The organism is Amycolatopsis balhimycina FH 1894 (assembly GCF_000384295.1).
In the GTDB taxonomy this organism is placed as follows: Bacteria; Actinomycetota; Actinomycetes; order Mycobacteriales; family Pseudonocardiaceae; genus Amycolatopsis; species Amycolatopsis balhimycina.
Genome location: NZ_KB913037.1, coordinates 1,159,975 through 1,175,298, shown reverse-complemented (window position 1 = coordinate 1,175,298; position 15,324 = coordinate 1,159,975). Strand labels below are relative to the sequence as shown.

The 15,324-nt window shown below is 72.3% G+C and carries 11 protein-coding genes and 1 pseudogene; 9 read left to right on the top strand and 3 right to left on the bottom strand.

Annotated elements, in window-relative coordinates; all coding sequences use genetic code 11:
• Positions 1-2 precede the first annotated feature (2 nt).
• The 7 genes from A3CE_RS0104515 to A3CE_RS0104485 are packed head-to-tail and all read left to right on the top strand — an operon-like array spanning position 3 to position 12,666.
• Positions 3-6,020: a condensation domain-containing protein gene (locus tag A3CE_RS0104515; protein WP_020638872.1), complete on the top strand. Its 6,018-nt coding sequence runs from the start codon at positions 3-5 to the stop codon at positions 6,018-6,020.
• 42 nt (positions 6,021-6,062) lie between these two features.
• The gene (locus tag A3CE_RS0104510; protein ID WP_020638871.1) at positions 6,063-7,442 is read left to right on the top strand and encodes an MFS transporter; all 1,380 of its coding nucleotides are present in this window, start codon (positions 6,063-6,065) and stop codon (positions 7,440-7,442) included.
• A complete protein-coding gene (locus A3CE_RS0104505; RefSeq protein WP_020638870.1) occupies positions 7,439-7,687 on the top strand; it encodes an acyl carrier protein in 249 nt (82 codons plus the stop codon). The genes A3CE_RS0104510 and A3CE_RS0104505 overlap by 4 nt, the downstream gene beginning before the upstream one ends.
• Entirely contained in the window at positions 7,684-10,173 is a 2,490-nt protein-coding gene (locus A3CE_RS57875; protein ID WP_211231807.1) for a 3-oxoacyl-[acyl-carrier-protein] synthase III C-terminal domain-containing protein, read from the top strand. Before A3CE_RS0104505 ends, A3CE_RS57875 begins: the two co-directional genes overlap by 4 nt.
• 12 nt (positions 10,174-10,185) lie before the next feature.
• Positions 10,186-12,027: an HAD-IIIC family phosphatase gene (locus tag A3CE_RS0104495; protein WP_020638868.1), complete on the top strand. Its 1,842-nt coding sequence runs from the start codon at positions 10,186-10,188 to the stop codon at positions 12,025-12,027.
• On the top strand, positions 12,020-12,256 hold the full coding sequence (locus A3CE_RS0104490; RefSeq protein WP_020638867.1) for an acyl carrier protein: 237 nt from the start codon (positions 12,020-12,022) through the stop codon (positions 12,254-12,256). Before A3CE_RS0104495 ends, A3CE_RS0104490 begins: the two co-directional genes overlap by 8 nt.
• Complete coding sequence (locus A3CE_RS0104485) at positions 12,253-12,666, top strand: VOC family protein (RefSeq protein WP_020638866.1); 414 nt, start codon at positions 12,253-12,255, stop codon at positions 12,664-12,666. Before A3CE_RS0104490 ends, A3CE_RS0104485 begins: the two co-directional genes overlap by 4 nt.
• Before the next feature lie 159 nt (positions 12,667-12,825).
• On the opposite strand, the pseudogene A3CE_RS59735 reads toward A3CE_RS0104485, so the two are convergent.
• Positions 12,826-13,002, bottom strand: a pseudogene (locus A3CE_RS59735) (helix-turn-helix domain-containing protein); the annotation flags it as partial.
• Positions 13,003-13,208: 206 nt separating this feature from the next.
• Between A3CE_RS59735 and A3CE_RS0104475 the strand changes: the two are divergent.
• Together A3CE_RS0104475 and A3CE_RS0104470 are read left to right on the top strand one after the other, a co-directional pair.
• Positions 13,209-13,490 carry a hypothetical protein gene (locus A3CE_RS0104475; RefSeq protein WP_043791774.1) on the top strand — a complete coding sequence of 94 codons (282 nt, stop codon included), beginning with the start codon at positions 13,209-13,211 and terminating at the stop codon, positions 13,488-13,490.
• Between the two features lie 49 nt (positions 13,491-13,539).
• Positions 13,540-13,911 (top strand): hypothetical protein, encoded by a 372-nt coding sequence (locus tag A3CE_RS0104470; RefSeq protein WP_020638863.1) that lies wholly within the window; start codon positions 13,540-13,542, stop codon positions 13,909-13,911.
• A 93-nt stretch (positions 13,912-14,004) separates the two neighbouring features.
• Here the strand turns inward: A3CE_RS0104470 and A3CE_RS56110 are convergent, their stop codons facing one another.
• Complete coding sequence (locus tag A3CE_RS56110) at positions 14,005-14,391, bottom strand: hypothetical protein (protein ID WP_020638862.1); 387 nt, start codon at positions 14,389-14,391, stop codon at positions 14,005-14,007.
• Positions 14,392-14,746: 355 nt separating this feature from the next.
• Entirely contained in the window at positions 14,747-15,280 is a 534-nt protein-coding gene (locus A3CE_RS50130) for a pyridoxamine 5'-phosphate oxidase family protein (RefSeq protein ID WP_020638861.1), read from the bottom strand.
• Positions 15,281-15,324 lie beyond the last annotated feature (44 nt).

Genomic DNA, 15,324 nt, shown 5'->3' with positions numbered 1-15,324 from the left:
CCATGACGCACGACATCTCGCCGGAGCTCGCCGAGCTCACCCCGGACCAGCGGGAACTCCTGCTGCGCCGGCTGGGGAGGCGACAGCCGCGGCCCACCCGGCTGCCGCTTTCGCCGACCCAGGAACAACTGTGGTTCCTCGACCGGATGGACCCCGGAACCGCCGTCTACAACGTGCCGTTCGCCTTCCGCCTGCGTGGCGCCCTCGACGTCGAAGCGCTGCGCTCGGCGCTCAACGCCGTGGCCGCCCGGCAGGAGGCGCTCCGGCTGGTCTTCGCCGAGGACGAGACCGGGCCGCACCAGCTCGTCCGGGCCGACGTGGACATCCCCTTGCCGGTCGCCGACCTGCGGGACCTGAGTGCGGCCGCGCGGGACGCCGAAGTGGCCGAGCACGGCCGCGTCTCGTTCGACCTGCGGACCGGCCCGCTGCTCGCGGCCCGGCTGCTCGTGCTCGCCGACGACGAGCACCTGCTCCTGGTCACCGTGCACCACATCGTCTACGACGCCTGGTCCGGTGACGTCTTCACCACCGAGCTGGTCGCGTACTACGGTCAGTTCGCCGGCGGCGTCCCGGCCGCGCTGCCACCGCTGCGCGCCACCTTCGCCGACCACGCCCGCCGGCAACGCGATCCCGCCTTCCGGTCCGAAGTGGACGCTCAGGTCGCGCAGTGGCGCGACCGGCTGGCCGGTGCGCCGCCGACGTCCACCCCGCGGCCGGACCGTGCCCGCCCGGTCGTCCAGACCCACCGCGGCGGCCGCCACAGCCGATTGCTCCCGGCCGCGCTGACCGGCGCGATGGGGACATTGGCGCAGGAAGCCGGCGCCACCCTGAACGCTGTCGCGCTGGCCGGGTTCGCGGCCGCGCTGCGCCAGGTGACCGGCCAGGACGACCTCCTGCTCGGGATGCCGGCCGCGGGCCGGTCCCGGGTCGAACTGGAGCCGCTGATCGGCTCCTTCGCGAACATGCTGGTGCTGCGGCTGGACCTCTCCGGTGACCCGGCCGTGCGCGAGCTGGTCCGGCGGGCGCACCGCACGGTGGGGGAGGCGGTCCGGCACCAGGACGCGCCGTACGCCCGGGTCGTCGAAGAGCTCGCGCCGCCCCGGGACCCGGGCATCAACCCCCTGTTCCAAGTGCTGTTCACCGTGGCGGACACGAGCGACGGGACGGCCACCGCGGCGGGCGTGGAATTCGCGCCGCAGCCGGTGGACAACCAGCTGACCGACTTCGACCTGTTCGTCACGTTGTCGCGGCGCGACGACGAATGTGAACTGGTCCTCGACTACAACGCCGACCTGTACCTCGCCGACACCGTCGAGCGGCTCGCGGACCGCGTCGTCGCCGCGCTGACCGGCATGGTCCGCGACGCCGGGGCACCGCTCGGTTCGGTGCCGGAGCTGCGCCGGGACGTCATCGCGCTGGCGGGGACCTTCACCACCGATCTCGCGGCCGCGCCGCTGCAGTTCTGGCTGGACTTCGCGCAGCTGCCCGCCGCCGTCGAGCGGGTGCCGTACGGGCAGCTGGTCCGGCACCTGCTGACCGGCGGGGAAGCCGCGGCGACCGTCGTCCTGCTGCGCTGGGAAGACTGGCTGCGGCAGTGGAAACCGGGCACCGGCGAGCCGTCGGCCGTGCTCGGCGCGGCCATGCGCGACCTCGAGACCGCCGTGGCGGCCCACCGGCAGCGGACGGACGCGCCCCTGGTCTTCGTCCGTTGCCCGGCTTCGCCGCGGGCCACCGGCCACGCGGTGCCGTTCGCCCGGCTCGACGACCGGCTCGCGCTGCTGGCCGCGCGGATCCCGGGGGTGACGGTCGACTGGGCCGAGGAAAACCCGGTCCCGGTGGCGCACGACCCGGCCGCCGACGACCTCGGCCACCTTCCCTACACCCCGGAGTACTTCGCCGCGCTCGCCGGGTTCGCCGCCCGGCGGCTGCCCGCACCGGAGGCGGCCGCGGAGCGGGCGGCTTACCGGGACGAGTACCTGACAGACCCGGCGGAGGTCGCCGAGCGCGTCGCCCTGCGCGCGGTGTCCTCATCGGCCGACAGCGCACCGCCGGCCGAGCCGGCGACCCCGGCGCAGCGGCGGCTCGCCGACATCTGGCGTGAGGTCCTCGGCGTCGCGGAGGTCGGGGCGAACTCCGACTTCTTCGCCCTCGGCGGGCACTCGCTGCTGGCCACCCAGCTGCTGTCCCGCCTCCAGCGCGAGTTCGGCCGCGAAATCTCGCTGTACACGCTGTTCACCCACCCGACCGTCGCCCAGCTGACGCTGGTGCTCGACGAGGCCGGGGCGGCGGCGGACGAGCCGATGCGGCCGGCACCGCCGGACGCCGAGCCCGCCGCGTCGTCCATCCAGCAGCGGCTGTGGGCCACGAGCCGGATCGACCGCGAGGACGCCCGGCACAACACGACGTTCGCCGCGGTCCTGCGCGGCGTCCTCGACGAAGGGGCGCTGGAGCGCGCGGTCGCCGAGATCGTGCGCCGCCACGACGTGCTGCGGACCACCTTCGCCGAACACCGTGGCCGCCCGCGTCCCGTGGTGCACGCGGAAATGGCGTGCTGGTGCGAGCCCGCCGACCTCGCCGAGGACCCGGAAGGGGCCATCGAGGCGATGAGTGCCTTCCCGTACGACCTCGACGAAGGACCGCTGCTGCGCGTCCGGCTGCTGCGAGCCGGCGCGCGGGAGCACTACCTGCTCGTCGGCATGCACCACATCATCTGCGACGCGACGTCGTGGGGCATCTTCCTCGACGAGCTCGCCACGTTGTACGACGCCTACACGGCGGGACTGCCCTCTCCGCTGCCCCGCCCGCCGCTGCAGTTCGGCGACTTCGCCCACCACCAGCAGGCCTGGCTGGCCGGCGACGACGTCGAAACCCACATCGCGTACTGGCGCGAAAAGCTGCGTGGCGCTCCCGCCCCGCTCGAACTCCCCGGCGACGCTCCCGGGTGCGGTACCGAGGAGGTGGCCGGGCGGGCCGTCCGGCGGTTCGCCGCCGGTGCCGCGGTCCGCGAGCTGGCCCGCGCCGAGAGCGTCACGCCCTACAGCGTGCTGCTCGCGGTGTACGCGGTGCTGCTGTACCAGGAGAGCGGGCAGCCGGACGTCCTGATCGGGATGCCGACGTCCGGGCGGGACCGCGCCGAACTGGAGGGCGTGATCGGGTGCTTCGCCGACCTGCTCCCGCTGCGGCTCGACGTCGGCGGCCGGCCGAACTTCCGGCGGCTGGTCCGCCGCCTGCACTCGACGGTCAAGGACGCGCAGGCGCACCAGCGGCTGCCGTTCCCGAAGATCATGGAGGCGCTGCGCCTGCCGCGCGACTCGGCCCGCCACCCGCTGAAGTGCGTGCTGAACTACGCGGACGCGGCCGAGGAGACGCTCTCGCTGCCCGGCATCGAGGTCGAACCGCTGCCGGTCGGCGCGGCCGGCGCCGACTTCGACGTGCTGTTCACCCTCGACTGGCAGGACGGCGACCTGCAGGCCGACCTCACCTACGCGAGCGAGCTGTTCAGCCGCGACCGCGCCGAAGGCCTGGTCGACCGCTTCGGCGAGCTGCTGGCCGAGCTGGTCGCCGCGCCGGACACGGTGATCGGCGACGTGCCGGCCGTCGAGCCTGCGCCGGACCGCGCCGCGCTCGCGATCGGGCTGGCCACGTCGTTCCGGGCCACCCGGGTGGTGCCGACCGTGGAATTCTGGTCGGAGCTCCTCGGCGAGCCGGCCTGGGCGCTCGTCACCGCACCGGCGGGCCAGGTACTCCGTCCCCTGCTCGACCCGGCCGGCCCGTTTCGCGCCGGCGCGCTCAACGTCGTCCTGCTGCGCTGGGAAGACTGGCGGCCCGGGGCGGCGCTGTCCGGCGTCACCGCGCTGGAACGCGACCTCGACGAGCTCTGCGAGGCGGTGGCGGTCCACCGGGCCCGGACCGGCGCGCAGCTGCTGCTCGGGGTCTCGGCGGCGGCGCCGGACGCCCGCTGGGCGCGCATCTTCGACGGCCTCACGCAGCGGCTGCGCGGGTTCGCCGAGAGCGTGCCGGACGTCGCCGTGCTCGACCTCGACGACTGGGCGCGACGCTACGACGTCACGTCCGAGGCCGAGTTCGAGACGGCGGCCGCGACGGCGGTCGTCCGCTGGGCCCGGCGGCCGTTCCACCCGCCGGTGCCCGCCCTCGTGCTCGACCCGGCCGGGTTCGCCGAGCCGGACCTGATCCGGGTGGTGCGCGAGCAGCTCGGACGCCGGGACGTCGTGCTCACCGCGGAACCGTCGTCCGCCGAGCTGGCCGCCTTGGTGACGATCGGGGCGCTCCGGGTCGGGGCCGCGGAGGGGTACCCGCTGCACCCGGAGCACCCGGCCGGGCACGTCTGGCCGCTCGACGAACCCGCCGACGGCGCCGCGCAGCCGCTGCCGGCGGACCTGGTCGCCGACATCGCGACCAGGCTGAACACCGCCGCCCGGATCGCGACGGCGGTCGGGTCCGGGTTCCGCCGCACGGCGCAGCGGACATCGGCGGCTCCCCGCACCGACCGCGAGCGCGCGCTGGCCGGGATCTGGGCCGAGGTCCTGCACCTGCCCGAGGTCGGCATCCACGACGACTTCTACGAGCTGGGCGGTGATTCGCTGCTGGCGATCACGGTCGCCTTCCACGCCGCCGAGGCGGGGATCCGGCTGTCGGCGCGGCAGCTCACCGAGAACCGTACGATCGCGGAACTCGGCCTGGACGCCGGGACCGCGCCCGTCGCCGCGGTGACGCACGAGGTCGCCGCGGGCGAGCAGCCGCTGACCCCGGCCCAGCTGTGGTGGTTCGAGACGGTGGCGTCCACGATGGACCGTCCGGCGTGGTTCAACCACCCGTACTACCTGGAGTTGCGCCGCCCGGTCGCCGTGGAACACCTCGAAGAAGCCGTCCGGCGCCTCGCGGCCCACCACGATTCGCTGCGGCTGCGGTTCCGCCGTGACGGCGAAGGCGTGCTGTGGCAGCACCACGCCGACGTCGAGGGCGGGGTGCCGTTCGCCAGTCACGAAACCGACGACGAAGACGCGATCGCCGAGCTGGCCGCGGCGGCCCAGCTCACGCTGGACCTCGCCGACGGCCCGACCTGCCGCGTCCTGCACTTCGCCGGCGGCGGTACGCGGCCCGACCGGCTGCTGATCATCGCGCACCACCTCGTCGTGGACGCGATCTCCCGGGACGTCCTGCTGGGTGACCTGCAGACGCTGTGCGGGCGGCTGGAACGGGGAGAGGAGCCGTCCCTGCCGGCCAAGACCACGGCCTACACCACGTGGGCCCGTCGCCTGTCCACCAAGGACATGTCCGCGGAGCTGCCGTTCTGGCGGGCCCAGGCGCCGACGGAGGCGGCGTCGCTGCCCGCCGACCTCGACGGGGTCACGACCATGGGTGCCAGTGCGATGCTCAGCCACACGCTGAGCACCGAGGAGACCGACGGCCTGCACGAGGTCACGCGGCGTCGGCGGGTGAACGTCCGCGACCTGATCGTCTGGGCGGTCACCGAAGCCGTGGCGGCCCGCACGGGCGGCCGGGAGTGCGCGCTGGCGACCACCGGGCACGGCCGCGAAGACCTGTTCCCCGACGTCGATCTCCATCGGACGACCGGCTGGTTCCAGGTGATGTACCCGGTCCTGCTGCGGCTGCCCGACGGCGGTGACCCGGTCGCCGCGATCGCCGCACAGCTCGCTCGCGTCCCGAACAACGGGATCGGGCACGGGATGCTCAAGTTCACCGCCCGCGCCCCCGGACTCACCGCGATCGCCGAACCGCGGCTCGCCGTCAACTACATGGGCACGTTCGGGTTCGACGAAGTCACGCAGGCCGAGGAGCTGTTCGAGGTCTGCAAGGCGCCCTACGGCGAGACCGAGGACGGCACCGGCGCCTGGCCGTACGACCTCGATGTCGGCGGCGTGGTCGTGGGCGGCCGCCTGCGGATCGACGTCGGCTACGGAACCGCCGTCTACCGCGCCGCGACCGCCACCGCGTTCCTCGAGGACGTGACCGCACGCCTGCTCGGCCTGCTCGCCTGAGGGCGGAGCAAGCCGGAACCCCCACGAAAGGACTTTGAGACCATGCAACGACGACCGTCCGGATTCTCCGCGTTCACCGCGGTGTGGTTCGGTCAGCTCCTGTCCGTGGTCGGCACCCGGATGACCAATTTCGCGGTCAGCATCTGGGTGTGGGACGCCACGGGCCGCGCCACCGACTTCGCGCTCGTCCTGCTTTCGGCGTTCGCCGCGACGGTGATCTTCAGCCCGCTGGCCGGGGTGTTCATCGACCGCTGGAACCGGCGGCTGACGCTGATGATCAGCGACCTCGGCTCGGCCGTGGCCACCGGACTGCTGCTCGTGTTCTTCCTGACCGGTTCGGTCAGCATGTGGCAGCTGTACCTGGTCAACTTCGCGACCGGCGCGTTCCTCGCGTTCCAGGTCCCGGTGTTCTCCTCGACCATCACGCTGATGATGCGGCGCGGACAGTACCCGCGGGCGAACGCGATGATGTTCGCGGTGCGCTCGGTTCCGGGCCTCTTCGCGCCGGCGCTGGCCGCGGCCCTGCTCGCGGCGTCCGACATCCGGACGATCCTGCTGGTCGACACGCTGTCCTACGTCGTGGCCGTCGCCGCCGTCCTGCTGGTCGGCATCCCCGAGGTGCCGCGGCAGGCGGGCGCGGTCGTGATGTCGATGTGGCAGGACTGCCTGTTCGGTTTCAAGTACATCCTGCGCAACCGCTCGTTCCGCAACCTCCAGGGCTTCCTGATCGTGATCAATGTCCTGGCTTCGATCGGGTTCGTGCTGCTGCGGCCCCTCGTGCTGGCCAGAACCGGCAACAGCGCCACGGCGGTGTCGGTGGTGATGACCACCGGCGCGGTCGGCGGCGTGCTCGGCGCCCTGGTGCTGGGCACGCTGAAGTCGCCGCGCGACAAGATGCTGCGCGTCCTGCTCGCGATCGTCGTGTTCAGCGTGTTCGGCAGGCTGATGTACGGCGTCGCCGACGTGCTGCCGCTGCTCGCCTTCTCGATCATGTTCGTGTCCTTCACGATCCCGATCATCGACGGCTACACGAACACCATCTGGCAGGAGAAGGTCGAACCGCACCTGCAGGGCCGGGTGTTCGCCGCCCGGCAGTTCACCGAAGAGCTCACCGTCCCGATCGCCACGCTGATAGCGGGCCCGCTGGTGGATTTGGTCCTCACACCGTGGATGCAGCCCGGTGCGCCGGGCGCGGGCCTGCTCGGCGGCCTGTTCGGCACCGGTCAGGCGGGCGGGATCGGGCTGGTCTTCGCGGCGATCGGTGTGCTCGGTGTCGGCGTGGCGGTCGCCGGGTTCGTGATGCCCAGCGTCCGCCGGATCGAGCGGATCCTGCCGGACCACGAACCGGCCGAGGCGGCAGACTCCGCGGCGGACTCCGCCGCGGATGACGGTGACCCGGCGCCGGTGGGGGTGTCCCGATGACCGCCGCGCGGCCGCAGGAGCGGCTGATCGAGCTGATCGCCGACGTGCTCGAGGTCGATCCGGCGTCGGTGACCGACGCCGACGGTCCAGCCACCCTGCCCGGGTGGACCAGTCTTCGCCACCTCCAGCTGATCGTCACGCTCGAGGAGACCTACCGGCTTTCCTTCGCCTACGAGGATGTCCGGCAGGTGGATTCGGTCGGCGGTCTGCGGGCGGTGCTGCGCGCCAAGGGGGTGCCGGTATGAGTGCGCTGACACCCGGCGAAATGCGGTCCTCGTGGCGCGCGGCCTCCCGGTCGGAGACCAGGCCGGCGCTGCGGATCGGCCTGCTCGCCAGCTACACGATCGACCAGATCGTGCCCTACCTCGGGATGGCCCTGCACGATGCCGGCTTGCCCGCGGCGTTCGACGTCGGCCCCTTCGGCCAGATCGTCCGGCAGTGCCTGGACGACGACGGTGTCGTGGCTCGCACGAACCCGGACGTGCTCATCGTGGCACCCCGGTTCGAGGAACTGGGCGAGAGCGGTCCGAAGTGGACCGCCGATCTGCTCGACGTGGCCTCGGCGGCGGTGCCGACCATCGGCCGGTGGAGTGGGGCGGTGGTGTTCGTGCTTCCCGCGCTCCCGGAGGCGCGGACCTTCGGTGCCGGTGACGCCGGGCGCGTCACCGGGGTCGTCGCCGAGGCACACCGGGCCCGGGACGCGGTCCGCTCGAAGCTGGCGGGCCTGCCCAACGTGTACCTGGCGGACACCGAGGAGGCCGTCCGCGCGATGGGCAGCGGCCGGGCCCACCACCCGACGATGTTCCGGCTGGCCAAGGTGCCCTACACGGAGGAGCTGTTCGCGAGCCTCGGCGGGCAGCTCGCCCGGGTGCTGGGCACGCGGTACGGCTCCGCCTGCCGGGCGGTCGAATTCGATGTGGACAGCCTGGCCGGGGGACTCGCCCAGCTGCGGGAACCGGTGCTCGAACTGCACCGCGCCGGCGTGCGGATCTCGTTCCGGGCCACCGGTGACGTGTGGGACGAGCTGGCGCGCGACTGTCCCGAACTCGTCGAGTTCGCCGGGGAGCCCGGGGTCGCGTTGCTGATCACCGCCGATCCGGAGCGGGGCGGGCTGCTGCTGGAGCGGCAGCCGGAGTCGTGGCCGGGGCAGCTGCTGGCGGCCGGGCTGTTCGACCGGCCGGCGCCGATCCGGAAGGCGGGGGAGCCGGTGGCGCCGGAAGTGTCACCGGCCGCCTCGGTGGCTTCCGGGGTTTCGCTGACCGGCTTCGTGGCGAGCCTGAACGTCGAGGTCGGGTTCTCACCGGCGCAGGAGCACCTGGCCAAGGTATCCGAAGTGGTCGCCAGGGCGAAGGACTTCACGCTCGGGAACGGCCAGGGCGCCGACGAGATCGCCGGGTGCGCCGACGAGGTCGTGGCCGTTTCGGTGCGCGACCGGTTCGGCGACTACGGCGTCAGCGGTGCCGTCGGCCTGCACCGGGCGGACGGCGTGTGCCTGGTCGACCTGTTTTCGCTGTCCTGCCCGGTGCTGGGCAAGGAGGTCGAGGACGCGGTGCTGGGGGAGATCCTCCGCCGCGCCGAGGGCGACGAGGTCGTGTTCCGCTTCCAGGACACCGAGCACAACGCCGCCGCGACGACGTTCCTGCGCACCGCGGCGGAGAACTTCCCCTCGGTGCACGCCGGAACGAGGGACGGGCCGGCCGTGGCCGGTCCGGTGGTGCCGTTCGGGATCGTCGCGTTCGGCCGGTCGCTGCCCGAACCCTCCGATGTGGACAGTGCGGCGCCGGACTACACGACCGACCTCGACCGCGTCCGCGGCTGGGGCTACCGGACGTTCCACCGCGCCCCGGAGGGCGTCGGGCTGACCGACCTGGCCGTCGCCGCGGGGGAGCAGGCCCTGGCCGAGGCGGGCGTCGCGGCGGAGGACGTCGACCTGGTCGTGCTCGCCATCGCCGATCTCGCCGAATACCTCTACTGGGATCCCGCGGCGGCGACCCAGGCCCGGCTCGGGGCGAGCGGCGCCGAAGCGCTGCTGGTCAACCAGGCGTGCGGGGGCGGCGTGGCCGCCTTCGACCTGGTGGCCGGCAAGTTCGCCGCGCATCCGGGCTACCGGACCGCACTCGTGGTCGGCGCCAACCGGGTCGCCGAACCCTACTGGAACCGGATGGAGATCAACACGAGCATCTACTCCGACGGCGCGGCCGCCGCGGTGATCCGGCGCGACCACGGCTCGTGCGCGTGGCTCGCCACCGAGATCATCACCGACGGCACCTACGCCGACTTCATGCGGATGGACGTCGGCGGTGCCGCGCGGCCGTTCACCGCGGGGGACGGGGAGCAGCCGCAGGTCCGCAGCCCGCAGGACCGGCTGGACGACTTCTTCGCCGGAGACGTCCGGAAGATGTTCACCTTCGTCTCGATGATCCGGGCTCGCAGCCGCGAGGTCGTCGACGCCGCGTGCAGCCGTGCCGGCGTCGCCCGCGCGGACCTGCGGCGGGTGATCCATTTCAACGACAACGCCCGGCAGCTGGCCGACCTCGCATCGGACTTCGGTATCCCCCTCGAGTCGACCAACCGGGAAATCGCGCTCGAGCTCGGCCACGTCGGCTGCGCCGACCAGCTGCTGACCCTGGAGCGGTTGCTCGGTGACGGCGAACTGGCCGCGGGCGACCTGGTGGCACTGACCAGTACGAGCAGCGGCATGCACTGGGTCTGCACGCTGCTGCGGGTGTGAAAGGAGAAAACCGTGGAAGACATCCTCACCCGGATCCGCGCGGTCCGGAACCCGGAGGCGGCACCGGACCAGGGCCTGCTGGCGGCGCTGGATTCGTTGCGGCCGGCGGTGCACGCCGAAGCGGGCCGGCTGCTGGACGGCGTCGCGTCCGCCCGGATCTCGCCGAAAGCGCTGCAGCCGGTGAAGGTCGCGGTCGCCGGAACCTTCACCGCCGAGAACGTCGCGCCGATGCTCCGCCTGGAACTGCTGCGGGTGGGCATCGAGCCGCAGCTGCACGTCGCCGGCTTCGACCAGCTGCTGGTCGAGCTGGCGGATCCCGGCTCGGCCCTGGCGGGCTTCGCTCCTGACGTCACCTTGTGCCTGCTGCACGACCAGGCGCTGCTGCCGCAGACGTGGGACCCGGCCGACCTGGCCGGACTGGCCGAGCGGATCGACGGCCGGCTCACGCTGCTCGAGCAGGCCGTGGCCGGATTCGTGCGGCGCTCGGCGAGCACAGTCGTGCTGCACACGGTCGCCCTGTCGCGGCCCGAACAGCGCAAGGTGATCGGGTTCGCCGGACGGGCCGAGCTGGGCAGGCTGTGGCGGGAGGTCAACTCCCGGTTGCTGCGGCTGGCCGCGGACCACCCGGCGGTCCAGGTCCTCGACTTCGAGGCGCTGCTGGCCGACGTACCGGGACCGGTGCGCGACGACCGGCTGTACCGGTTCGCCGGCATGGCGTGGACGCCCGCGGTCGAGCTCGCGTACGCCCGCGAGGCGGCGGCGTTCTGCCGGGCCGCGTCGGGACTGGCGAAGAAGCTGCTGGTCCTGGACCTGGACAACACGTTGTGGGGCGGTGTGCTCGGCGACGACGGCCCGGATGGCATCCAGCTCGGGGGCGGCTATCCGGGCAACTGCTACACCGGCCTGCAGCGTGCCCTGGCCGGCCTGCGCAGCCAGGGCGTCCTGCTCGCGGTGTGCAGCAAGAACGAGCAGGCGCTGGTCGACTCGGTGCTTACCGGCCATCCCGAGCAGGTCCTGCGATCGGACGACTTCGTCGCGCGCATCGCGAACTGGGGCCGGAAGGACCACAACATCCGGCAGGTGGTGCAGGCGCTGAACCTCGGGCTGGACAGCGTGGTGTTCGCCGACGACAGCCCGTTCGAATGCGACCTCGTCCGCCGCGAGCTCCCGGAAGCGACGGTCGTCCAGCTCGACGGCGACCCGGCCGGGCACCTTGCGGCCGTGCTGGAGCCGCAGTTCTTCGGCGCCGTCGCCACGACGTCGACCGACCGCGAGCGCACGTCGATGTACCGCGCGAGGGCCGACCGCGAGCAGTTCGCGGCCTCGATCGACTCGGCGGAGGACTACCTGACCGAGCTCGGCCTGCGCGTGCGGATCGCCCCGGCCGACGAATACAGCCTGCCGCGGGTGATCCAGCTCGGCCTCCGCACGAACCAGTTCAACCTCGCTCCCCGGGCGCACACCGAGGGCCGCACCCGCGAGATGGCCGCGTCGCCGGACCACCTCGTGCTGGGCTTCGAGGTCGAGGACCGGTTCGGCAGCGAAGGCATCGTCGGGGCGGTCTGGGTGACCCGCGGAGCCGGGCACTGGCTCATCGAGAACTTCGTGATGAGCTGCCGAGTGTTCGCGCGCGGGGTCGAGCACGCCGTGCTGGCCCGGCTCGCGGCCATGGCCCGCGCCGCGGGGGTCACGGCCCTGCACGCGGTGTACCGGCCGGGGGAGCGGAACAAGGCCGCGGCGGGGCTCGTCACCGACTTCGGTGTCCTGCCCGGCGGGCGGTACGCCCTCGACCTCACCACCAACGCCGTTCCCGTCCCGGAATGGATCACCCTGGAGGAGTTCACCCATGTCTGACGTCACCGGAACGCTCGTCGGCCTCGTCGAGGGCGTCACGGACAACCCCGAAATCTCGGCGTTCTCCAAGTTCGAGAGCCTGGGCAACTGGACCAGCCTCGCCGCGCTGCGGCTGCTGACCCAGATCGAATCGACCTTCGGCGTCTCACTGGACCTGCGTGCCTACTTCAAGGTCGCCGACGTCGCCGAACTGTCCACTTTGGTCAGTGCCGCGGTGGTCGCGCCGTGATCCGCCGGATCGACCACGTCGGTGTCGTCGTCGCCGACCTGGCCGCCGCGGGCGTCGGCCTGCGCATGCTGACCATGCAGCCGGGCGGTACCGACGTCGTCGACACCTACCACGTCGCCTGCCAGTTCTGGCACTGCGCAGGCGATCGCACGGCGATCGAGGTCGTCGCCCCGGCGAGCGACGGTGACATGGTCAGCGGCCAGCTCGCCCGCCGGGGCCCCGGCCTGCACCACGTCGCCTTCGAAGTCGACGACATCGAAGCCGAGCTCGCGGCCTTGGAAAACCGCGGCGCGGTCCTGGTCGACAGCGCGCCGCGACCGGGTGGGCAGGACGGTCTGCGAGTCGCGTTCGCCCACTTGGGCCCCGCGACCGGCTTGCTCGTCGAGCTCGTCGAGTACGCGAAACCCTGACCGGCAGAATTCCGGAACGTACCCTGAAGGGTCGTTTCCAGGCTTGGCGTGGGCGTTCACAGAGGGGAGAATCACCACCATGGCACAGCACGTCGACGAGCCGGCCACGCCAGTTCTGGATCCCGACGACCCGGCGGGGAAACGCGCGTGCAGTCCGAACGCGGTTGCCAGGGCGGAAACGGTGTTGGGATAGGGGTGGCGGCGCTCCTCCCGTTCCAGCGCGCGGATCGCTTTGGCGCTCACGCCAGCTCGCTGGGCCAGTTGCTCCTGGGGCAGGGACGTGTGCTCCCGTAACCTCCGCAGCTGGGCACCGAAGGATTCCCGAAGAACTCCCACACTTCATGGTAGCGCTTACTCACTGAAGTGTGGGGCTTCGTGTGGGTGGTCGCCGCCCACCTTCCGGTGGGAACTTCAGTTCCTGGATGCCGGAGCGCCGGACAGCCGGGGGGATCAGGGGAGCAACGGTCTGCCGGGAACGCCTCGACGCGGGGCGTCCTACGCGTGAACCCCGTGACCGGAGCATGTGAAGGGTGGAGGAAACCATGCGCAATCTCAGGAAGCGTCTTGTCGTCGTCGCGTTCACCGCGGGCCTCGCGCTGATCGGCACGTCGGGCGCCACGCTGGCCGCGGCGGCCGAACCAGTCGCCGCTCACGGGCAGGCCGGTGTGGCCGGCGTGACCTACATGGGCAGTACCCGAGATCTGTCCGCCTGCCATTCCACGGGACTGTGGTACGTGACCTACGGCGGCGCCACCTATTACTACTGCCAGGAGTACTACGACCAGAGCACCGGCCGTTGGTACGCCCTTTACGTCGGCGTTTAGGACCTGGTTTTCGCCCGGAAAGACAACGTGCACACGAATGGGAGGGAACATGCGCGTTCTCCGGAAGTACCTCATCACCGCCGCGCTGACTGTCGGCTTCGCGCTCGCCGGCGTGCTGGGTGCCACCGGCGCCTCGGCCGCCGAGGCACCCGCGATCGCGGAGGAGACGGCGTCGCAGACGGCGGTTCCGCAGCCGGGCTACATCTGGGTCGCCCGGCAGAACATCGTGTTCAGCGAGTACGGCGGTCCTTCGTCGATCGGCTCGACCGCGGCCGAGATGATCTATGCGCAGTGCCAGCACAACGGGATCTGGGGCTGGCAGACCTACGCCTGGGTCCCTTCGCTGAACAGCTGGGGCTGGCTCCGCAACGGTGACATCACCGGGTTCACCGATCCGATCTGGTGGCTGGACGTCTGCTGACCCGAAGGGGTGAAGCGGATCCTGCGCAAGCCTCTGGCGGCGCTGGTGCCGCCCTGGGTTGCCTGAGCGCCGGCCCGCAACGGGAGCCGGGGGTCACCGTTGGTGACCTCCGGCCGCCCGGCGGCCACGAAGCGCCGGCGACGCAGACGATGAGGACGACCTCGAGCCGCTGTGCCCCACCCGGGCACGCCGCTCGGTGCCCGGCGCTGTCGTGCCGTCGTGGTAGCGGCCAACCCCTGCGACGCGCGGCAGATGACCATTCAGCCTGTTGACCGGCGGGATCACCGCCGAGGACAGGGCGGTGACCAGGGACGTGTCGGAGTAGGCGGCGTCCGGCCAGCCGCGTTGCTCGGCCGGGAGGCTGCCGTCGGTTTCGGTCCAGCCGCCGGTCAGCGTCCGTGCGTAGAACCGGCGGACCAGCTCGTGTCGGGGGTCGCGCGCACCGCGGCGGCCCGGGACAACCTCGGCGTGGACGCCCACGACCCGCGGAGCACCGCGGCGATTGACGGCGCTGACGAGAACGCAGCGATCTTGCGGGGCTTGCCGCGCGAGACGGTGGACTGGTCCTCGCCGCCCCCGGACGGTCGCCGGGTCGTGCTGCGGTTCCACTCGGCCCCGCTGGAGTTCACCGGTGACACCGAGGTCCGCGGTGTCCGCGTGACCGGCGACGTCGAGATCGTCGCCGGCCGGGTCGTGCGGGCGGCGGGATCGGCGCGAACTAGGCGTGTGCCCGTGAGACGGTCGGGGCGTTGCTCGAGGATGCCGTCGCCGGCCGGTTGCCGGCCCGCGCATCGCGGTGCGGGCCGGCGAAGCTGCTCGGGCCGTGCTTGACCTGTCAGAGCCGGTGGCTGGTGTGGGTGAACTCCACAGTGGACAGCATCGACGTGTCCGAGGGGTTCGTCCGCTGCCGGCCGAAGACGAGGACCTTCGCCGGTTCGACGGCGAAGACCGCGACGTCGTCGTGGTCGCCTTGCCGGAATCCGTTGTCGGTGGCCTCGTAAACCCAGCTGCCGTCCCACTTCCGCAGCCAGGCCGCGGCGAGCCGGTCGAGCGTCGGGCGGTCCGTGACGCGGCGGGCCACGCCCTCGACGACCACGTCGAGGGCGTCGTCCCAGGCGTTGCGGCCCGTGGTCAGCACGACGTTCGGGTTCGCCGTGAGGTTGAGGTACTTCTGTTCGGTGGCGCCGGTGCTGAAGTGGACTGTCCCGTCCAGCCACACCGCGACCAGCGGTGTCACGTGCGGCCTGCCGTCGGCGCGGACGGTCGTGAGCCAGCTGATCTGGGCCTCTTCCAGCGCCCGCGTGGTTTCGGCCCAGCCGGTGGCCTCGGTGCCGGGATCGCTGAACCGTTCGTCGAGCCGGGTTTCCATCGTCACTCCGTTCGGTCGGCCACGGATGCCGCGTAGGCGGCGTC

Coding starts and splice junctions, on each gene's coding strand:
- A3CE_RS0104490 (WP_020638867.1), top strand. CDS start 12,020: ATGTCTGACGTCACCGGAACGCTCGTCGGCCTCGTCGAGGGCGTCACG.
- A3CE_RS0104505 (WP_020638870.1), top strand. CDS start 7,439: ATGACCGCCGCGCGGCCGCAGGAGCGGCTGATCGAGCTGATCGCCGAC.
- A3CE_RS0104475 (WP_043791774.1), top strand. CDS start 13,209: ATGCGCAATCTCAGGAAGCGTCTTGTCGTCGTCGCGTTCACCGCGGGC.
- A3CE_RS0104515 (WP_020638872.1), top strand. CDS start 3: ATGACGCACGACATCTCGCCGGAGCTCGCCGAGCTCACCCCGGACCAG.
- A3CE_RS50130 (WP_020638861.1), bottom strand. CDS start 15,280: ATGGAAACCCGGCTCGACGAACGGTTCAGCGATCCCGGCACCGAGGCC.
- A3CE_RS0104510 (WP_020638871.1), top strand. CDS start 6,063: ATGCAACGACGACCGTCCGGATTCTCCGCGTTCACCGCGGTGTGGTTC.
- A3CE_RS0104470 (WP_020638863.1), top strand. CDS start 13,540: ATGCGCGTTCTCCGGAAGTACCTCATCACCGCCGCGCTGACTGTCGGC.
- A3CE_RS57875 (WP_211231807.1), top strand. CDS start 7,684: ATGAGTGCGCTGACACCCGGCGAAATGCGGTCCTCGTGGCGCGCGGCC.